A 20,110-nucleotide genomic window follows, 5' to 3' on the forward strand; every position below is an offset into this window, starting at 1 on the left:
TCTCATCCAAGCATTCGGAGCAAATAGTGACGCTGGTACGCGCCACTTTATCTCCCACGGTAACACCGAAGGAAGAATACAGACGTTTGACGGCCTGGAATACATCGCCTCGCACAATGATCTCATCCAAACTTTCAAAGCCGATGCCGAAGCAGGTGCAAATCACTTTATTTTCCACGGTCGCGCAGAGGGTCGCGAAACCGCATTCGATGGTCTGGAGTATATTGCTTCGCACGTCGATTTGATCAATGCGTTTGGGGCTGATTCAGATGCAGGCGCGACACATTTTATTGCACATGGTGTTCAGGAGGGGCGAAGCAAAGACACCTTTGACGCTGAAACTTACCTGGCAAACTATGCGGACCTACAGGCTGCATTCGGAAATGACCATCAAGCAGCGACCGAGCATTTCATAAACCATGGCTACTTTGAAGGCCGATCGGACGATTTTCTATTCTAGCCCGCGACAAAATACTGACGCAAATAAGTACCGGAACTAAGACAGCAAAGCCATTTTAGAATTGCGAAACAAATTACTTTATTGAAATCAGTTTAACTTTGTAAGCCAGCCTTAGTTTGCGCCCGAAAGAAAAGCGCGACAGGGGTTTATCCCTGTCGCGGCAGCTTCGCATATGTTGTCGGTTTATTCCAAAAAGAGCGTCAGCGTAAGACTTAGTTTCAAGTAACGGATTGTTCAGAAACAACCTCGCCAAAACGGGTAAAGAACTTGCCCGACAGCTTTTTTGCCGTTCCAGCGATCAGGCGGCTGCCCAATTGGGCGATTTTTCCACCAACGTCGACCTTGGCAGTATAAGCCAAAACAGTTTCGTCCCCGTCTTCGGTCAGCGTCACGTCGGCACCGCCCTTGGCAAATCCGGCAGCGCCACCCTTGCCTTCCCCGGTCAAAGAAAACCCGTCTGGAGCATTACTGTTGTCCAGAGTCACAGCGCCCGCAAACCGGGCTTTGACGGGTCCGATCTTCAGGACCACCTTGGCTTCCAGATCTTCGGGCGAATTCTGGATCAACTCTTCGCATCCCGGAATGCACTCCTGCAGGATTTCGGGGTCATTCAGAGCCTTGTAAACCACATCCCGCGGTGCAGAGATGCGGACTTCGTCACTCAGTTCCATTCAATTTTCCTTTGTTCAACAGCATCTTGGATAAACCAGAAGTGCGGTCTCTGTCGCCTCTTCCGGAGTTTGTTCGGGACGCGCGGGCCACAGGGACCTCAGGCGCTTAAGCACGTTTCTCATCATGGGACTCCGTTTTGGATTTGTCACTGTTTCGCCAAAGTACAATTTCAGCCAGGATCGACACGGCGATCTCATGCGGGTCGATCGCGTGGATGTTCAGACCTGCCGGTGACTTCAGCCGCGCAGCTCGTATCGGGTCCAAACCTTGCGATATCAGCTTGGCCACCAGCGTTTCGGCCTTGCGATGGCTGGCCACCATCGACACCCGCTTGGCGTCCGTTTGCAGAGCGGCGGCTAGGGCGGCGGCATCGCCCTGTCCTTGCGAAGCCACGACAACGAAGTCCCGCGGCTCAATCCCTAGGTTTTGGACGGAATCCAGAGTGAACCGTTGAAAGTCACCTTCTGTCTCTGACGCGTCACTGAGACACACGCGAAACCCAGCCAGTGCCCCATGGGCGGCCAGTGCCACTGCAATCAGCGACTCGCCAAAAATCACCAATCGCGGTGCGTGCTGATACGGCTCGACAAGCAGATCGACAGTGCCGCCGGACGGGCAACCGCTTTTGAACGTCTGAATGCCATCAGGATCGGCCATGTTCACCACCTTTTCCGAAGGTTTGACCCGGATCATTTGCGGCGAACCACTGGCCAACGCCTGCTGGGCCGAGGATCGAACCGCACGTTGAACGCAGCCCCCGCCCAAATGGCCCAGGATCCGTCCATCTTTTGTAATCGCAGCCTTGCCCCCGGCTTTCGCCGAAGTTGCATCCGCAGTCCGCAACACCGTGGCCACGCAAAAGGCTTCATCAGTTTTGCGCAGCTGCTCAATCGTGTCGAATATGTCGAAGCTTGCCATGTGGGCTCCTTTCACAGCTTACGGAATTGCGGCTCCAGCGCCGCCAGCGCATCAAGCGTATTTGCGGGCAGGTGCGCGTCCAGATACGGCTCAGCTGCCTGCATTGCGGCGGCAATGGGCTGGTAGTCGTGCCAGCCCTTCAGCGGGTTCAGCCAGACGATCCGCCGGGCCTTGCGTCGAATCCGAGCCAATACACCGCCCAACGCTTGCGAATCCGAGCTGCAATACCCGTCTGACAGGATCAGTACGATGGTCCGGCCGTTCAGTGCGCGCGCACCATATCCATTTAGAAAATACTCAAGACTGCCTGAGATATCCGTGCCTCCGCCAAACCCTTCGGCCATCAGCGACAACCGCCCTGCTGCGCGCAGCGAATCGTGGTCGCGCAATGCATCCGTGACGCGCATCAAGCGCGTATGGAACAGATATGCGTCCGCCTCTGTTCCACTGCCGATCAGACCCTTGAGGAAGGCCAGAAAAACTCGCGAATATACCGTCATCGAGCCGCTTACATCGCACAGTGCAACGATCCGCATCGGACGCGGTGGGCGGGCGCGACGATACAGGTCCATCGGCTCGCCGCCTCGTGCAAGGCTGGCGCGCTGTATGCGACGCATGTCCAGAGCAGGGCCCCGCAACGCTTTTTTCCGCCTGCGCGAGCGGCGATCGCGGATGGCACGCGCCAGAGCAGTTGCGGCCTGTTCGGCCTGCTTCAGCACGTCTTCATCCATCAGCTCACGCAAATCCCGACGCGAAAGGTTGGCCGTACGGGTCGCAATCAGCTTACCGTCTCTCCCCACGGCCTCCCCGTCGCCCGGATCAGGGGTTACGTCCTGATCCGAATCGGAACTGATTTCCTGAATGTCTTGGCTTTCTTGCTGCCAGATCATCGGCTTGGCGGATTGCACCCGAACATGCGCGGTTTGCGCCATTCCGGTCCGTTGTTTCCCGGCATTTAGCCAATATGCATCGAAAAGATCGTCAAACCGTCGCCAGTCTTCCGCGTCACCGGCCAGCAATACACACAGGGCCTGTCTGGCCTGCGGCAGATCCGTCGCCTCTACTTCCGCCAGCACCGCCAAGGCATCCCCGGTCTCTGCCGGTCCGACGCGCATCCCGTTCATGCGCAAATGTGCAATGAAACCAGACATGCGGTCCGCCAGACCAGAGGCACGAGAGGGGAAGCGTGTGACCTGCATCACGCCACCTTTCCAATCAGGCGATCCATCACTTCAGGCGGGGCCGCGTCATAATCGGCTGCGGTTTTCAGAAGACAGACAAGAGTCGCCTGAACCTCTTCGCGGGACTTCGCCATGTCGTTAACACCCAATCCTGAAAGGGCTGCCGCCCAGTCCAGCATCTCGGCAATGCCGGGAGTCTTCTCCAAGTCTTCTTTGCGCAAAGCCTGCACGACGCCAACAATCTGGCGTGCCAACTGCGCTTCAACCTGGGGCATGCGGGCTGTCAAGATTGCTATTTCGGTTTCACGCGACGGGTAGTCAAGGAAACTGTACAGGCACCGGCGGCGCAGTGCATCGGACAAGTCCCGCGTGCCATTCGCCGTCAGAATAACGGTCGGCTTTGTACGCGCCGGGATCGTGCCCAGTTCGGGAATTGTGATTTGGAAGTCCGAGAGGATTTCCAACAAATACGCCTCGAACTCTTCGTCGGCCCGGTCAATTTCATCAATTAGCAAAACCGGAGGGGCATCTTGCGAAATGGCCTCTAACAGGGGACGTTTCAGCAGATATTCATCTGAGAAAAGCTGTGCTTCGCTCGTTCCGCCCTGCGCCTCGCTCGCTCGGATCGCCAGAAGCTGACGCTGATAGTTCCATTCATAAATGGCATGACTGGCATCGAGCCCTTCATAACATTGCAGCCGGATCAGCCGGGCGTCCTGCCACGCAGCGAGGGCCTTGGCCACTTCGGTCTTTCCAACGCCAGCAGGACCTTCCAACAACAATGGCCGCCCAAGTTGCTGTGCCAAATGCAGCGCCATCGCCAACCGGTCATCGGAAACATAGCCCTGCGCGGCCAATCCATTCTGAACATCACTCAAAGTCAAAACCAGGATCCAATCTTCATCTGGCCAAAAAATATCCCGGGGGAGGTTCGGAGGGGGTAAAACCCCCTCCGTTCGGTCGGACCGGCAACAGCCGGTTCGAAACCGTTTACCCGTGCATCCCCAACCCATTGGCGATCTTCCAGATCCGCCAATGATCATGCGGCATATGGCTTTGCACCAACCCAAAGGGCCGGAACGCATCATGCACCGCGTTCGAGAACGCAGGTACACCGCCGACGTTCGGGCTCTCACCCACGCCCTTGGCACCGATCGGATGATGCGGGGACGGCGTCACCGTGTGATCAGTGGTGTAGTTGGGCGTCTCCCATGCCGTGGGCAGGAAGAAGTCCATCAGGGTTCCGGTCTTCACGTTGCCCATCTCATCATAGGCAATCTCCTGACCCATCGCGATGGCCAGCGCCTCGGTCACGCCACCATGGACCTGCCCTTCGATGATCATCGGGTTGATCCGGGTTCCACAGTCGTCCAGTGCGTAGAACTGCCGAACGTCCCATTCGCCGGTATCCACGTCGATCTCCATAACGCAGACATAGGCGCCGAACGGGTAGGTCATGTTTGGCGGGTCATAGTAGCTGACGGCCTCCAAACCGGGTTCCAGCCCTGGGATCGCCTGATTGTAAGCGGCGAAAGCGATTTCCTTCATCGTCTTGAATCGCTCTGGCGCACCTTTGACCGAGAACCGGTCTACGTCCCACTCGACATCGTCGTCATGGACCTCAAGCAGGTAAGCCGCGATCATCTGCGCCTTGGCGCGGATTTTACGCGCTGCCATCGCTGTTGCAGCACCCGCCACAGGCGTGGAACGAGAGCCGTACGTCCCAAGGCCGTAAGGCGCGGTGTCCGTGTCACCTTCCTCCAGCGTGATGTCGTCGGCAGGCAAGCCGATCTCACTAGCGATGATCTGGGCAAAAGTCGTGGCGTGACCCTGACCCTGGCTGATGGTCCCCAACCTTGCAATGGCGGAACCGGTTGGGTGAATCCGGATTTCGCATGAGTCGAACATACCCAACCCAAGGATATCGCAGTTCTTAACCGGTCCGGCCCCGACGATTTCGGTGAAATGCGTCAGGCCGATGCCCAGCAGTTTGCGGGTCTTTCCGGCTTTGAAGTCCTCAATCCGTTGAGCCTGTTCTGCGCGCAAGCCGTCATAATCGACGGCCTTCAGTGCCTTGTCCCAAGCGGTGTGATAGTCGCCCGAGTCATATTCCCAACCCAGCGCCGATTGATACGGGAACTGATCTTTGCGGATAAAGTTGATCCGGCGCAGCTCGGCCGCGTCCATGTTCAGCTTGATGGCCAGAACCTCGATCATCCGTTCGATGAAATAGGCCGCCTCGGTCACGCGGAAGGAACAACGATAGGCAACACCGCCCGGTGCCTTGTTGGTGTAAACCCCATCCACAGCCAGATAGGCAGTTGGGATGTCATATGACCCAGTGCAGATGTTCATGAAACCAGCCGGGAATTTGGTCGGGTCGGCACAGGCGTCAAATCCACCATGATCCGCCGTGGTATGACACCAAAGGCCAGTGATTTTGCCATCCTTGGTCGCAGCGATCTTGCCCTGCATCCAGTAATCGCGGGCAAAGGCGGTGGACATCAGGTTTTCCATCCGGTTCTCAACCCATTTCACTGGTTGGCCGGTGACAATCGAGGCGACGACCGAGCAGACATAGCCGGCATAGGCACCAACCTTGTTACCAAAGCCACCACCGATATCAGGGCTGATGACTCGGATATTGTGCTCGGCCAGACCCGAGATCAGCGACACAACAGTCCGGATCGCATGGGGGGCTTGGAAGGTGCCATAGAGCGTCAGCTTGCCGGTGACTTTATCCATTGAAGCGACGCAGCCGCAGGTCTCCAGCGGGCATGGGTGGGTCCGATGGTAGTAAACCATCTCTTCGGCCACGACATCGGCCTCACCCAGAACTGCTTCGGTGGCGTCCTTGTCGCCCTGTTCCCACGTGAAGATGTGGTTGTGATGCTTGCGCGGGCCATGGGCACCCTCGGTCTGACCCGCAAGGTCTTCACGCAGGACAACGTCCGAATTCAGCGCCTCGAAAGGATCGGTCAGAACAGGCAGTTCTTCGTAGTCAACCTCGACCAGCTCTGCCGCATCTGCTGCGATGTACCGATTTTCGGCGACGACATAGGCGACTTCCTGACCCTGGAACAGAACTTTGCCATCGGCCAACACCATCTGCTTGTCACCTGCCAGCGTCGGCATCCAGTGCAAACCCAGCGGAGCCAGGTCCTCGGCCGTCAACACAGCAACAACGCCAGGCACGGCCAGTGCGGCGTCTTTGTTCACACTGACAACGCGGGCGTGGGCATAAGGCGAACGGACAAAGGCACCGAACAGCATCCCGTCCATCTTGATGTCATCGACGTAGTTGCCCTTGCCTTGGGTAAAGCGCACATCTTCGACGCGCTTGCGCGAACTGCCCATCCCTTTGAGGTTGGCGACGCGTTCTTCGGGGGTCAGAGTCTGGTCGTTCATTCCGCAGCCTCCTTCTGAGCGTTTAGCATGTCGGCAGATGCCGCGATCGCCTTGACGATGTTCTGATATCCGGTGCAGCGGCACAGGTTGCCGGACATGCCAAAGCGGATGTCTTCCTCGGACGGGTTCGGGTTTTCTTGCAGAAGACGATGCGCGCGGGTGATCATGCCCGGCGTGCAAAAGCCGCATTGCAGCCCGTGATGTTCGCGGAACATCTCTTGCAGAACCCCGAGGCTGCCGTCGTCATTGGTCAGCCCTTCGACAGTAGTGATATCGGCCCCGTTCACCTGTGCCACAAAGGTCGTACAGGACTTGACGGACTTGCCGTCGATATCCACGGTACAGGCCCCGCAATGGCTGGTTTCGCATCCGATATGCGGGCCTGTGATTTTCAAATCTTCCCGCAGGAAATGGATCAACAGCGTGCGCGGCTCGGCCAGACCTTCGACCTGCTTGCCGTTCACGGTGAGTTTTACGTGCATTTTTGACATCGTTGTTCCTCCCCTCAATCCGCGCGGCTTTGCGCGCGTTCGATGGCGCGGCGCAGCATCACAGCGGCCACGTGTTTCTTGAATTCGACGGGGCCACGATTGTCGGCCACCGGGTCGATGGCTTCGAGCATCGCGGCGACGCAGCCGCTGACGTCTCCGTCGGCCAGCGCATTGCTTGCGCTTTCAGACCAGACGGGTGTGTCCGCCAGATTGGTCATCGCGACGGAAGCCTGACCATTGCCGACCACCACCGCAGCTGCGGCCGTCGCGTAATCGCCGATCTTGCGTTTTTGCTTCTCATAGGCCTGGCCCACACCCGCGCCTGGAACCGGGATCGAAATACGGGTCAGGATTTCCTCATCGTCACGCGCAGTGAAATACGCAGCCTCATAAAACTCACGTGCGGCGACACTGCGGCGGCCATCCGGGCCAGACAGTTCGAACGTCGCGTTCAGGCATTGCATCAACCCCGGCATATCATTGCCCGGATCACCATTGGCGACGTTACCACCGACAGTTCCCACATAGCGCACCTGAGGGTCCGCAATCTGCAGCGCGGCCTCTCGGATCAACGGAATGGCTGTAGCCAAGCCGTCATGAGTGATCAGCTCATGCTGGGTCACCATTGCGCCAAGCGAAACCGTGTCGGCACCAACCTCGATGCCTTTGAGCTCTTCGATCGCTTGCAGATCAACCAGATGGCCCATCTCGGCCATGCGCAACTTCATCATCGGAATCAGGCTGTGCCCGCCTGCGATCACGCGCGCCTCGTCTCCATGTTCCTGCAAAATGCCAATGGCCGAGGCGATATCGCCTGGCCGGTGATACTCAAAACCGGCTGGTATCATGTTTTTCCTCCCTGGGTCCGGACGTTGTGCCTTGGGGGACCTGCGGTAAGAAAAGTACGGTAAGCTTGGCCATTCCAGCCAGTGAAAACGGGGCGCGCAGCTTGTTTCACCAAATGCGAATGGGCTGCACGAACTGCGACTACAGGCCCAGCGCTTCGCGTATGTCTGTCAGACGTGATCTGCTGACCGGCACCTTGGTCAACGCATCGACCCCGTCGAAGTAACAAGTGCCGTTGTCCTTGTGTCTTTCAAACCGCGAGACATGTTTAGGGTTCACCAGATAACTGCGATGAGCCCGCAAAAACCCGTCAGGCACCAGGCGCGATTCAGCTTCGGTAATAGACCACGGGCAGAACAGTTTCTCGGCGTTCATGTAGAGAACGGTATAGTGTCCTTCGGCCCGGATGGCGGCGATATTGGAAGGCTGGGCGAAAAAGGTTTGTCCTTCCCGCTCAAACGGAACCCCGGCCCGCAACGTGGGCTCTGGTTCCGGGGCAGGTGCCGGCGCGCTGGGCGATACGTCTGCTGCCGCAGGTTCGATGAAGGTGATGCCCGTTAGCAGGAATGCACCACAGATCAGGAACACGGAAACCGTGACCCCCATCGCCAGCACCTGATTGTTTAGCGCAGGTCCGGCGCGACCGGCGGTATCGCTTGCGACAAAATCAGTCAGGCCGGTGGCGACGAAGTGCATGGTGAATACCGCCAACCCGAAACACACCGTTCCCAGCAGAATATTGCGTTGCGTTCGGTTGTCATAGGCCGCCCAGATTGCCAGCACCGACAGAACGACCGAGGCTAGGGTCGAAATCACGACATCCCAAGCGTTGTAGACTGGGCGGCACAGCTCCATCCCGGCCATGCCGACATAGTGCATAACGACAATTCCAAGCCCCACGATCACTCCCGCACCGACAATCGTTCCCATCGTACGGGGACGGAAATGCAGGATCAGCAGTGCCAAACCAACCATCAGGATCGCAACCAGTGCGGAAATCAGGGTGATCAGGGCGTCATAATAAAACAGGATCGGCAACTGTAGCCCCAGCATGGCCACAAAATGCATCGACCATATTCCACCGCCCAGAATGATCGCGGCCAACGCCACGACCAGCTTGCGTTTTTGGTCGTCCAGTTTTGAGGCCCCATGCGTCAGATAAAGCCCGGTGAACCCGGCCATCATCGCAACGGCCAAAGACGCCGCCACAAGCCACGTGTTATGAGAGTAGTCCAACATTTGGATTTACACGCCCTCCCCGACGCGTGGGTGACGTTAGCAAACGGATTTAATTGGGACAATTACATGTTGGAAAGGAATTCCAACAGCATCGGTGCCGGTTTCGGTTTTTACCGACCCGTCGGCCTCAGGTTGCGGTGTTACTCCTGAATAACGGCATCTTCCCACGCAGAAAGGAACTTTGTTCGTTTCAACCCGTCAAGAAAGGTCAGTAACGCGGGATCAAGACCGATTGTCTCGCGCCCGTCTGAGCTATCACTCGGCTGCAAAAGAGGAAGCGGGCTGGCCCCTTCGACCACGGCTGGTCGCTCAGTTACGAGGTAACGTAACAGCATCTCCGCAGCTTTGGGTTCTGGGGTGGCATTCGAAACCATTGCCGTGCGCATCATAATTGTTTGAAAATCAGACGGTAACACGACCTCAAGTGCGTCTTTGCCCTCGGTGCGGACGGCGGCGTAACTGCCCAGAACATTGTAAGCAACCAGGATCGAGCCATCCGCTAGGTCATTGATCATTTCGCCCGAACAGCAATAAAGCCGCACATCCAGGCCGCCCATAACCTCCATCAAGCGCCAATACGTCTCAGACGCGCGCGCATCCTGGGTTGCAAACAGATATCCCAAACCAGACTGGCGCACGTCATAGGTGCCGACCTTGCCGCGAAATTCTTCGGGTCGTTTGCGCAAGGCCTCGATCAGACCTTGCCGGGTCTGGGGGATAGGCTGTCCTTCAAACGCGGTTCGGTTGATCACGATTGTCGCGGGTTCCGAGGTGAATGCGAAAAGGCTGTGGTGCCATTGTGCCCAGTGTGGCACCTGTACATCGTCAATAGGCAGGGCAAAGCCGTCATTTGCCAATTTCAATTGCAGGTCCATGGCACTGGAAATGATCACGTCGAAGGCATCGGGCGTTGCGCGGACTCGCCTGTTTATGTCAGCGGTTCCGGAGACGAGGTATTCGACACTAACCATAGGGTTTTCAGCGACAAAACCCTCGATCACCGGAGCGAACAAAACAGTATCGGTGCTGGAAATCACACGAAGGCGTGGTCCTTCGGCGCTTTCATTAAAGACCAGACGGTCTTCCCAATCGTCGGCCCATCCGAAGCAGGGAACAGCCAACAATATTAAAGCGATAAGATAACGCATGCGCCCCCCTTTGATCGGTTTTTGAGGATCAACGAACCTCCATGCGCCGTTGCCACATCCTGCGCGATCGTCAACCCCAGCCCGGACCCGATGGTCCCAACCGCGTTTTGTCCGCGTTCGAACCGGCGCGTCAGCGTAGCGATTTCATCGGGCGGAAAGCCAGGACCCGAGTCGCGCACCTGTATCTGGGGTTCGGGATGCGCGATGATCGTGATCTCAACAGCGCTGTCAGATGGCGCGTATTTCATCGCGTTATCAACCATATTTCGCACAGCATTCTGGATCAGGATCGAGTCGCCCGAGTAAGGAACCGACGGCTCACCCGACAGGGAAAGCGTCAACTCTTTCATTTCGGCAATCGGGATCAGACGCTGCACCAGATCGCGGATCAGAACGACCAGATCAATCTCTTCACGTTCCAAATGATCCGCCCGAAAGGTGATCATGGCGTGATCCAGCAACTGCCCCGCTGCACGTGAGCTTTCGTCGATGGCCCGCACCATGGCCTTCAAGGCCTCGCGGTTATCTTCGCGATCAACACGATGAAGGGTTGCCTCGGCATATGACCTGACGGTCGCAAGCGGCGTTCGCACCCGGTGCGCGGCTTCGGCGATAAAGTCCTCGGATTGGCTAAGCGATTGGTCCAGACGACCCATGAGCGAGTTCAGCGACGTCACTAGCGGCGCCATCTCTTTCGGTACGGGTTTTTTGAACGGACTTAGATCCTGCGGACCTCTGCGTGTGACCGAGGTCGTCAGTTTGTTCAACTGGCCGATCGTTGAGGATGTCACCCAGAACGATAGCGCGGCGGTCAACAGAAAGAACCCGATCCCCAAATATGCCGCGTTGCGTGAAATCTGGTCCAGCGTATCCGACAACGCGTCTTGTGTTTGCCCCAACGCGACCTCAATCTCAGTCTGGCGGCCCAAGCCGACAAGCGTTCGGCTGGCGCTGACCTGGCGGACACGTTCGCCGCGCACCTCGCCGGTTTGAAAGGCCCATCTACCTTCAATCGGGCCATCTGTTAGGCTCAGATCATCGTAGCCGGACAGGAATTCTCCATCCTGATAAATGGCATAGAACACCCGGTCATCCGACGGCGTGCTGAGCATAGAAAACGCGGCATAGGGGATATCCACCTCAAGCTGACCATCCCTGAGTGCGGCAGCATCAAGGATTGAAGAGACGGACGCCCCCAATATATCGTCCTGACCCTGCTGGGCGACCTTTGCAGCATAGCTGCGCACCGTCAGGAACAAGAGAACCGCCAGGACCGCTGCTCCGCCGATCAGCGTCAACACCAGTCGGTTTCTTAATGATCCCGAAACGGTTGGACTAGTCGTCATGATCCAACCTGTATCCCAGCCCGCGCAACGTAGTGATTTTCATGCCGGATTTTTCAAGATGCTTTCGTAGGCGTCCGACATAGACCTCAATCGCATTGTCCGACACGTTGTCATCATACGAAAACAGCCTGTCTGCGAGTTTTTGCTTGGAAAACACCTGACCCGGCGCGTTGATGAACAGTTCGATCATTCTCAGCTCGCGATTGCGAAGCGACAGTGTTGCACCGTCGACGATCAAATGACCAGCAACCGGGTCAAAAACGATACCGCCGATTTCAATCGTCGATTTCGCGCTTCCGGACTTCCGACGCAGAACGGCGCGGCAGCGGGCTTCTAGCTCGGCATGGTCGAAGGGTTTGGTCACATAGTCATCCGCCCCCAGATCAAGCGAACCGATTCGATCCGAAACCTGACTGCGCGCGGTCAGAACGATCACCGGAGTATCCAAACGGCTGGCGCGATGTTGTCTGAGGAACTCGCGCCCGTCCCCATCGGGCAGCATAATGTCCAGAAGGATCAGATCGTATTCCTCAGTCGAAACAAAGGCCCGGGCGTCCTCTAAATTCGCTGCGTGATCAACGACATGGCCATCCAGCTGCATACGGGACCTGATCGCATTCGCGAGGTCGAGATTGTCTTCGACAAGCAGAAATTTCATGGGCTGCGGACAGTTTCTTTTTACATGACAGGTTGATGTCAGGTTGACGTGTTTAGGTGCAGGATAATCTGTGCCGCTGAGCGGCCAGTTGTCAAATGGGAGGACATAATGACAACATTTAACCTGGGCCGTCGGGCCCTGATCGCAGCTGTTGCAGCAATTGGTCTGGTTGGACCTGCCGCATCCGAAGAAGTCGTCGACAGCATCCACTTTCTGATCCCCGGCGGCGCCGGCGGTGGCTGGGACGGAACCGCCCGGGGAACCGGCGAGGCCCTGACCAATGCAGGTCTGGTCGGAACCGCGTCCTACGAGAACATGTCGGGCGGCGGCGGCGGTAAAGCCATCGGTTTCCTGATCGAAAACGCCGACAGCAACCACGGCACACTGATGGTCAACTCGACCCCCATCGTGATCCGCTCGCTGACTGGCGTGTTCCCACATAACTTCCGTGACCTGACGCTGGTTTCAGGCACAATCGGCGACTACGCGGCGATTGTTGTGGGCAAAGACAGCCCGATCAACTCGATGGCCGATCTGCTGGCCGCCTATGACGCTGATCCGGGTGCGACCGCAATCGGTGGCGGCTCGGTTCCGGGCGGCATGGACCATCTGGTCGCTGCAATGGTTATGGAAGCCGCTGGCAAGGACGCACTGGGCGTTAAATACATCCCTTATGACGCGGGCGGAAAAGCTATGGCTGCCTTGCTGTCGGGTGAGATCGCCGCACTGTCGACCGGTTTCTCGGAAGCCGTCGATCTGGCCAACGCGGGTGAGGTTAAAATCATCGGTGTGACCGCAGAGGAACGCGTTGATGCAGCACCTGACGCACAGACCATGAAAGAACAGGGCATCGACACCACTTTCGTGAACTGGCGTGGATTCTTTGCTGCCCCCGGCCTGCCCGAGGACAAGCTGGCCGCCTATCAGCAAGCCATCGCCAAGATGTACGATACGCCCGAATGGGAAGAGGTTCGTGCCCGTAACGGCTGGGTCAACATCCACAACTCGGGTGCCGATTTCGAAGCGTTTCTGGAAGGTCAGGAACAGCAGATCAGCGACCTGATGAAGAAGCTGGGCTTCCTCTAAAGCAATCTACGGCAGAGCGTTCGGTCGCTCTGCCGTCCCAAAGAACCAAGATACACGGGAGGGGACGTTATGGCGCTGGATCGTTGGATCGCGCTTATTTTGCTAGGTGTTTGCCTAACATATGGGTACACCGCCTGGTTCACGATGGACGGAAGTCTTCCTCCTTTCATGCAGAGAAATCCGATTTGGCCCAGCACGTTTCCAAAGGTGCTGTCTATTCTGGGCGTGGTCGCGTGTTCAATCATCCTGCTTGGCTTGGAAAAGAGCGAAGTCAAAGAGGCCGATATCGATTACCGCAGACTTGGGGAGTATCACCTGGGTCAGGCAATTTCTCTTCTTGTGCTGATGGTTGTCTATGCCCTGTGCCTGCGCCCGGTCGGTTTTCTGATCGCGACATCCAGTTTCCTGATCCTCGGGTCCTTCATTCTGGGCGAACGCAAGTGGCACATCATGCTGCCTGTCGCGTTCGTGGCAACCGGATCCGTCTGGTATCTGGTTCAGGAAGTTCTTGGAATTTATATGCGCCCCCTGCCGGGCGTGTTTGGAGGCTGACATGCTAGAAGGACTTCTGATCGGCCTGCAAACGGCATTCTCAATTCAAAACCTGCTGATGGTCGTAGCCGGATGCCTGATCGGCACGTTTATCGGCATGCTTCCGGGTCTGGGCCCAATGTCGATCATCGCAATCATGATCCCGGTTGCTATTTCGATGGGCGATCCATCCGCCGCACTGATCCTGTTGGCAGGCGTTTACTATGGCGCGATCTTCGGCGGCTCGACGTCGTCCATTCTGCTGAATGCGCCGGGGGTCGCGGGCACCGTGGCCTCAAGCTTTGACGGTTACCCAATGGCCCGGCAGGGGAAGGCGGGCAAGGCCCTGACCATCGCAGCAATCGCCAGTTTCGCAGGCGGCACGATCGGTGCCATTTTGCTGATGGTCTTTGCTCCGGCACTGTCTTCGGTCGCTCTGCTGTTCCATTCAGCCGAATACTTCGCGCTGATGGTGGTAGGTCTTTCGGCCATCGCAGCCTTTGCCGGTTCGGGGCAAGTGGCCAAGGCCATCATCATGACGACCATGGGATTGATCATGGCCACTGTCGGAGAAGGTGCCCTGTTCAATCTTCCGCGTTTCACAATGGGTATCATGGACCTGCAATCCGGGTTTGGCTTCATCACTCTGGCCATGGCGATGTTCGCCCTGCCCGAGGCGTTGTTCCTGGTGCTTAAACCCAAGGACCTGAAAGGTGATGACGGTAAGATCAAGGATCTGCGCATAACCAAGGCCGAGGCAAAGGCCATCACCCCGGTCATCGGCCGTCAATCGGTGCAGGGCTTCTTTATTGGCGTCCTGCCCGGCGCGGGCGCGACAATTGCAAGTTTCCTCGGCTATGCGGTGGAACGGAACATTGCCCCCAAGGATGAGCAGGAGGAATTCGGCAAAGGCTCGATCAAAGGTCTGGCCGCGCCTGAATCGGCGAATAATGCGGCTTGCACCGGATCTTTCGTGCCGTTGCTGACATTGGGCATTCCCGGTTCCGGAACGACCGCGATCCTGCTGGGTGCCTTGATTGCCCTGAACGTCACCCCGGGTCCGCGTCTTATGCTGGATGAACCTCAGATCTTTTGGGCGGTGATCATGTCGATGTTCATTGGCAACCTCGTCCTGCTGATCCTGAACCTGCCGCTGATCCCCTACATTGCCAAAGTGCTGGCAGTTCCGCGCAACTATTTGATCCCGTTCATTTTGTTCTTCACGCTGATGGGGGCCTATATTGGGCAGAACAATGCCACCGAATTGCTGATCTTGGTGGGTTTCGGCGTATGCGCAACGGCGTTGAAATTCGCAGACTATCCGCTGGCCCCCTTGCTAATCGGGTTCATCCTTGGCGGCATGATGGAGGATAACTTTTCGCGTTCGATGCAGCTCTATGATGGCATCGCGTTTATCTGGGAACGTCCGATGACCCTGGGACTGCTTGCCATTGCCGTCCTGCTGGTTCTGCTGCCCAGCTACCGCGCACGTCGTGCACGGGCACGGGCCGCTGGTGTGGCTGATGGGGACTGAACCGCTTAGGGGTGTTCGGATCCTTGATCTGACAAACGTGCTTGCTGGCCCGTATTGTTGTTACCAACTGGCTCTGATGGGGGCCGAGGTGATCAAGGTCGAACGCCCCAATAGCGGTGATCTGGCGCGTGTGCTTGGGGCTGATCCTGACCGGAACAAAGCCGGTATGGGGGTCAGCTTTCTGGCGCAGAACGCGCAGAAAAAATCGGTCACGCTGGATATGAAATCCATTCGGGGCAAGGCTCTGCTAAAGCAGCTTGTTAAAACGGCGGATGTTCTGGTTGAAAACTTCCGGCCCGGCGTGATGGATCGGTTGGGTCTGGGGTATGACGTTCTTCGTACCGAAAACCCTGCCTTGATCTATTGTGCAATCAGCGGGTTCGGGCAGGACGGTCCGCGCCGCGACGACCCGGCCTATGACCAGATCGTTCAGGGCATCAGCGGGGTCATGTCGATCACCGGCGCACCAGACACCGCGCCCTACCGCGTTGGCTATCCGCTGGCTGATACGGTCGGGGGGCTGACGGCCGCCTTTGCGGTGAGTGCCGCATTGAACGCAATTCCCCGTGGCGCGTTTCTGGATATTGCCATGTCCGAGGCCGTGATCTCGACCATGGGATGGGTTGTGTCCAACTACCTTGTCGGCGGTGTGATGCCCGGCGCGCATGGCAATGAAAACACAACCTCGGCACCGTCCGGTACCTTCGCCACATCCGACAGCCCGATCAACATCGCCGCCAATCGCGATGAACAATGGCAGGCGCTTGCCCGGCATCTTGGCCGCGAGGACCTGTTTGATGACCCTGACTATGCAACACGCGAAGATCGCAAACGAAACCGCCACGCTTTGCGGGATGAGCTGGAGAAATCGCTGAAATTGCGTCCCGCGAGCGAGTGGGTCAGCGAATTGAATGGCTTGGGCGTTCCCACGGGGCAAGTGCTGACAGTCCCCGAGGCGTTGGCGGACGAACAACTCTCTAACCGGGGGCTGATTGGATCTCTGCACGTGCACGGAGAGGACATGCAGCTGGCAGGCAGCCCCGTGGTGATGGACGGGCAGCGAAATATGCCGAAAGTCTCACCGCCGGAATTGGGCGCGGACAACGATTCAATCTGGTCCGAACTTAGCTTGTCACCGAATGAGATCAAGGAACTGGCTAAGGATGGTGTGATATGAGCGATGTTTCCGACTGGTGGAGCACATCTATCATTGACATGGAACCCGGACGCATCGCCCTGCGCGGTGAACCCATCGAGGACCTGATCGGCAACCTCAGTTTCGCTGAAATGATCTGGTTTCTGGTTCGCGGCAACCGCCCGTTACCCGCACAGGCAGATCTGATCGAAGCGGCCCTGGTTGCCGCCGTGGATCATGGACCACAGGCACCTTCTATTGCGACGGCTCGGATGGCAGTGACCTGCGGTTTGCCTTTGAACAACGCAATGGCCAGCGCGGTGAACATGCTGGGCGACATCCACGGCGGCGCCGGTGAGCAGGCGGTTGAGCTGTATCACTTTGTCGGGTCCCACTCGGGCGGGATCGGTGCAGCGATTGACAACTGGATCGACGACCACGGAAAGATACTGCCGGGTTTCGGCCACCGGTTTCACACACCGACCGATCCACGCGCACCGCGACTGATGGCTCTGGTCGCTGAGGCCGTAGAACGCGGCGCCTGTGACGGACGTTTCCGGAAAATCGCGTTGGATATCGAAGCAGAGCTTGCACGTCGCAAAGGCAAACCCGTCCCGATGAACATCGACGGGGCCACGGCTGTCATCTACGCAGAGCTTGGGTTCGAACCACCGCTTGCGCGTGGTTTGTTTTGCCTCTCCCGGTCAGTCGGCATACTGGCACATGCGTGGGAGCAAATGCAGCAAGGTGGCCGCAACAAAGGCCCCACACCTCCGACGTACCGCTGGACTTATGTCAGGAACTCGCCTGAGGAATAGCGCGTCAGGCCTGTTTCTCGACCACGGGTTCGACGTCGGGGCGGACTGGTTCCACATCCAATTCGATGATCTCGGGATCAACCGGTTCCTCGACGTCTTCCACTTCAACCTCGACCTCAGCTTCCGGCTCGCTGCTGTCTTCCAACGCACCAACAATCAGAGGCAGCATATGGACACCCGTCGCGCTTGCGATTTCCGGCGTTTGCGGTGTTTGCCAGCTTAGCGTGTCAAAGCTGCTGCAGTTCTGACAGACCGGAGCCCACTCGGGCTGAATGTCATGACAATTGTCGCAGACCCATTGTGGCCCGCGCGGAGCAGTCAGCGCCTTGGCCAGCCAACCCTGTACCACTGCGTCCGAGGACCCCTCGCCCCGTTCAATAGCGGCCATCAACGTGTAACCGCGCGCATCCGCCTGCTTTTCGACCACATCGCCCAGCGCGCGGCGCGCCTCGGGGAAGTCTTCGGCCACGATGTTCAGCTCCGCCAAAATCAGACGGGTTTCCATATTCTCAGGGTGAATGCGGGTTAGCGCGGTAAAGCGTTTGATCCGTTCATGTGGCGTTTCATCCGGCGCAATCTCGGCAAAGACATGGGCCAGATCGGGGTGCGGCTGCACCTCCCACGCTTTTTTCAGGATCTTGGTCGCATTGCGCGGTTTGCCTTTCTCGATATAGGCGCGCGCTGCCATTGCAGCCGCCGGCACCAGATCAGGAGACAGGCGGTTCGCCTCAATCGCGCGCTCTTGCTGTTCAACCGTGGCGTTCTCGTCCAGAATTCCCTTGGCCTCGGACAGGGCCAGCACAGCATCACGGCGCTTGAACACGTCACGCGGCAGGTGGCCGGATTTCAACTTGGCTGTCAGTGTCGACCGCGCGCCTGCCCAATCTTGCGCCTTGGTCTGCAGACCCAGCAGAATGTCCTGTGTTTCCAGATGACGCGGTTTCATCGCCAACGCTTTTTCGGCCAGTTTGCGGGCGGTTTCGTCATCCCCTTCGGCCAGTTTCTGCTTCATGATCCCGCGCACACCGACAAAGCGAGTTGCATTATCCGTCACCAGTTTCTTGTAGGTGTCAGCCGCCTTTTGGGTATCGCCGTTCATCTCGGCAGCCTGGGCCACCAGCAGGTTGGTCAGCTCGGGTTTGTTCAAAAGCCGCTCCGCCTTGGTGGCCTTGTTCAAAGCCACACGACCTTCGCCCGAGGCCAGCGCCATCAGCCCATCAGACAACGCTTGATAACCGCGCTGCTCGCGGCTGCGGTCGAAATAGCGCGACAGGGCGGTTTCGTCCCCGTTGAGGAACTTCAGCGTGGCGATCAACAGGGTCAGCAGCTTGAACAAAAGCCAAACTGCAAAAACCAGAACGCCCAGCGCGATGACCGATTGCAACGGCCCCAGAGTGTACTCCGTCCCGCCAGCTGTGATCTGTACACCACCGCTGGTTTCCATGAGGAGCCCGGCACCCACGGCCAGAAGACCGATAATCGCAACAAAAACTAGAATCTTAAACAGTGACCACAGCATGGCAGGTCCTTCAGTTCGAGTTCACGCTAGGCTGAAGCGCATTGGCAGCATCCACCGCGGAAACCCGCGCCTGTGCTGCCTGCTCCCAATCAGCCATAGCTGCCTGCGCCGCTTCGGGCAGGGATTTAAGTTCGGTCAGGGCCGTTGAGACGTCGCCACTGGACAGAGCCGACTCGGCACGAGACAGGATCGCATCCGGGCCATCGCCATCTTGTGGGGTGACCGAACGCGCCCCGGTCTGTCGCTGCAGGAATGCCACCAGACCGGTGGCTTTGTCCGCATCCCGTGCCTCCGCCAACGCGGTTCGCGCAGCAGGTGAGAACGATGCCCGCAAGGTCGATACGCTTGCAACGCCCTTATCGGCAGGGCCCGATAGCGCCTCAGGCACATCAACGCCGCCTGCCTTCAGTTCGGCGACAAGGTCTGCGTAAGGCTGACCAGCATCCAGTTGACCATGCAGGCGCGACAGGATCGCCGCGTTGGTCGCTGCCAGAGCCTCTGCCGAGGCTTTCGCCTCAAGCGTTTGTGCGTCCGACACCATTTTTTCCACTTCGGCCCGCTGCGCCGCCAGTGAGTCCTGTAATTTCTTCAGTTCGGCCTCAAAGGCTGCCGACGCTTCGGGGGACGCGCCTTGGGTCAGCGCGTCGCTTTCAATTTTACTTAGGCGGCTGGCCAAAGGATCAATCTTGCCCGCCAACTCATCGACACTGGATTTGAGCGTATCCAGATCGGAGGTGATCGGTGTCACCTGATCGGTCAGCGCTGCAATCTTGCTGTCGACGCCAGATGTGTCGGACAGGGACTTGGTTAGTGCCTCGATCTGTGTGGACTGATCGTTGAGCTTCGCCTCAAGCGTGGTAAGCGCATCTGTATCGCCAGATCCAAACAAGCCCGCGCTGCCAGCTGCAAATCCAATTCCCGCCGCGATCACACCACCGAGCAAAGCGGGGACAAATCCACTGCGTTTTTCTTCCTGCTGCGGCTCTTCACGATGCGCTTCTTCCGGCGGAGCGGAGTTCTCTTCCTGGGTCAATTCCACAGCGGCTTCTGCTTCTGCTTCTGCTTCTGCTTCTGCTTCTGCTTCTGCTTCTGCTTCTGCTTCTGCTTCTGCTTCTGCTTC

At 57.8% G+C, this 20,110-nt stretch carries 19 protein-coding genes; 6 read left to right on the forward strand and 13 right to left on the reverse strand.

All coding sequences use genetic code 11. The annotated features are described in order from the left end of the window. Nucleotides 1-460, forward strand: a 460-nt coding sequence (locus AC2FFP_RS22660) for a hypothetical protein (protein ID WP_496770728.1), incomplete at its 5' end; no start/stop codon positions are given. Nucleotides 461-678: 218 nt separating this feature from the next. Here the strand turns inward: AC2FFP_RS22660 and AC2FFP_RS22665 are convergent. The 11 genes from AC2FFP_RS22665 to AC2FFP_RS22715 all read right to left on the reverse strand — a co-directional run bounded on the left by AC2FFP_RS22665 (nucleotide 679) and on the right by AC2FFP_RS22715 (nucleotide 12,367). Continuing rightward, complete coding sequence (locus AC2FFP_RS22665) at nucleotides 679-1,131, reverse strand: SRPBCC family protein (RefSeq protein ID WP_496881541.1); 453 nt, start codon at nucleotides 1,129-1,131, stop codon at nucleotides 679-681. Between the two features lie 106 nt (nucleotides 1,132-1,237). Next, entirely contained in the window at nucleotides 1,238-2,050 is an 813-nt protein-coding gene (locus tag AC2FFP_RS22670; RefSeq protein ID WP_496881542.1) for an XdhC family protein, read from the reverse strand. An 11-nt stretch (nucleotides 2,051-2,061) separates the two neighbouring features. Beyond that, entirely contained in the window at nucleotides 2,062-3,249 is a 1,188-nt protein-coding gene (locus tag AC2FFP_RS22675; RefSeq protein ID WP_496881543.1) for a vWA domain-containing protein, read from the reverse strand. Further along, nucleotides 3,249-4,115, reverse strand: coding sequence for an AAA family ATPase (locus AC2FFP_RS22680; protein ID WP_496881544.1), 867 nt, complete (start codon nucleotides 4,113-4,115; stop codon nucleotides 3,249-3,251). The genes AC2FFP_RS22675 and AC2FFP_RS22680 overlap by 1 nt, the downstream gene beginning before the upstream one ends. 106 nt (nucleotides 4,116-4,221) lie before the next feature. Continuing rightward, the gene (locus AC2FFP_RS22685) at nucleotides 4,222-6,639 is read right to left on the reverse strand and encodes an aerobic carbon-monoxide dehydrogenase large subunit (protein WP_496770718.1); all 2,418 of its coding nucleotides are present in this window, start codon (nucleotides 6,637-6,639) and stop codon (nucleotides 4,222-4,224) included. Further along, nucleotides 6,636-7,130, reverse strand: a complete 495-nt coding sequence (locus AC2FFP_RS22690; RefSeq protein ID WP_496737340.1) for a (2Fe-2S)-binding protein — start codon at nucleotides 7,128-7,130, stop codon at nucleotides 6,636-6,638. Before AC2FFP_RS22690 ends, AC2FFP_RS22685 begins: the two co-directional genes overlap by 4 nt. 14 nt (nucleotides 7,131-7,144) lie before the next feature. Further along, a complete protein-coding gene (locus AC2FFP_RS22695) occupies nucleotides 7,145-7,978 on the reverse strand; it encodes an FAD binding domain-containing protein (RefSeq protein WP_496845378.1) in 834 nt (277 codons plus the stop codon). A gap of 139 nt (nucleotides 7,979-8,117) precedes the next feature. Further along, nucleotides 8,118-9,215: an MHYT domain-containing protein gene (locus tag AC2FFP_RS22700; RefSeq protein ID WP_496770714.1), complete on the reverse strand. Its 1,098-nt coding sequence runs from the start codon at nucleotides 9,213-9,215 to the stop codon at nucleotides 8,118-8,120. Nucleotides 9,216-9,355: 140 nt separating this feature from the next. Next, the gene (locus AC2FFP_RS22705; protein WP_496770712.1) at nucleotides 9,356-10,363 is read right to left on the reverse strand and encodes an ABC transporter substrate-binding protein; all 1,008 of its coding nucleotides are present in this window, start codon (nucleotides 10,361-10,363) and stop codon (nucleotides 9,356-9,358) included. Continuing rightward, nucleotides 10,342-11,709, reverse strand: coding sequence for a sensor histidine kinase (locus AC2FFP_RS22710; protein WP_496881545.1), 1,368 nt, complete (start codon nucleotides 11,707-11,709; stop codon nucleotides 10,342-10,344). Before AC2FFP_RS22710 ends, AC2FFP_RS22705 begins: the two co-directional genes overlap by 22 nt. Continuing rightward, nucleotides 11,699-12,367 carry a response regulator transcription factor gene (locus tag AC2FFP_RS22715; protein WP_496741847.1) on the reverse strand — a complete coding sequence of 223 codons (669 nt, stop codon included), beginning with the start codon at nucleotides 12,365-12,367 and terminating at the stop codon, nucleotides 11,699-11,701. The genes AC2FFP_RS22710 and AC2FFP_RS22715 overlap by 11 nt, the downstream gene beginning before the upstream one ends. Nucleotides 12,368-12,475: 108 nt before the next feature. Here AC2FFP_RS22715 and AC2FFP_RS22720 point away from each other — a divergent pair, with 108 nt between their 5' ends. The 5 genes from AC2FFP_RS22720 (at nucleotide 12,476) to AC2FFP_RS22740 (ending at nucleotide 17,471) form a co-directional block, all read left to right on the forward strand. Beyond that, nucleotides 12,476-13,453: a tripartite tricarboxylate transporter substrate binding protein gene (locus AC2FFP_RS22720; protein WP_058275185.1), complete on the forward strand. Its 978-nt coding sequence runs from the start codon at nucleotides 12,476-12,478 to the stop codon at nucleotides 13,451-13,453. A 69-nt stretch (nucleotides 13,454-13,522) separates the two neighbouring features. Then, complete coding sequence (locus tag AC2FFP_RS22725) at nucleotides 13,523-14,005, forward strand: tripartite tricarboxylate transporter TctB family protein (RefSeq protein ID WP_496727345.1); 483 nt, start codon at nucleotides 13,523-13,525, stop codon at nucleotides 14,003-14,005. A 1-nt stretch (nucleotide 14,006) separates the two neighbouring features. Further along, a complete protein-coding gene (locus tag AC2FFP_RS22730; RefSeq protein ID WP_058275183.1) occupies nucleotides 14,007-15,518 on the forward strand; it encodes a tripartite tricarboxylate transporter permease in 1,512 nt (503 codons plus the stop codon). Continuing rightward, on the forward strand, nucleotides 15,508-16,695 hold the full coding sequence (locus AC2FFP_RS22735) for a CaiB/BaiF CoA transferase family protein (protein ID WP_496770708.1): 1,188 nt from the start codon (nucleotides 15,508-15,510) through the stop codon (nucleotides 16,693-16,695). The genes AC2FFP_RS22730 and AC2FFP_RS22735 overlap by 11 nt, the downstream gene beginning before the upstream one ends. After that, nucleotides 16,692-17,471: a citryl-CoA lyase gene (locus AC2FFP_RS22740; protein WP_496881546.1), complete on the forward strand. Its 780-nt coding sequence runs from the start codon at nucleotides 16,692-16,694 to the stop codon at nucleotides 17,469-17,471. The genes AC2FFP_RS22735 and AC2FFP_RS22740 overlap by 4 nt, the downstream gene beginning before the upstream one ends. A gap of 4 nt (nucleotides 17,472-17,475) precedes the next feature. On the opposite strand, the gene AC2FFP_RS22745 is transcribed toward AC2FFP_RS22740, so the two are convergent. Both AC2FFP_RS22745 and AC2FFP_RS22750 read right to left on the reverse strand, forming a co-directional pair. After that, complete coding sequence (locus tag AC2FFP_RS22745) at nucleotides 17,476-18,990, reverse strand: heme biosynthesis protein HemY (protein WP_496727306.1); 1,515 nt, start codon at nucleotides 18,988-18,990, stop codon at nucleotides 17,476-17,478. A gap of 10 nt (nucleotides 18,991-19,000) precedes the next feature. Continuing rightward, a partial coding sequence (locus AC2FFP_RS22750; RefSeq protein WP_496845379.1) for a COG4223 family protein occupies nucleotides 19,001-20,110 on the reverse strand: 1,110 nt, incomplete at its 5' end.

The organism is Ruegeria sp. YTSC004, assembly GCF_059609805.1.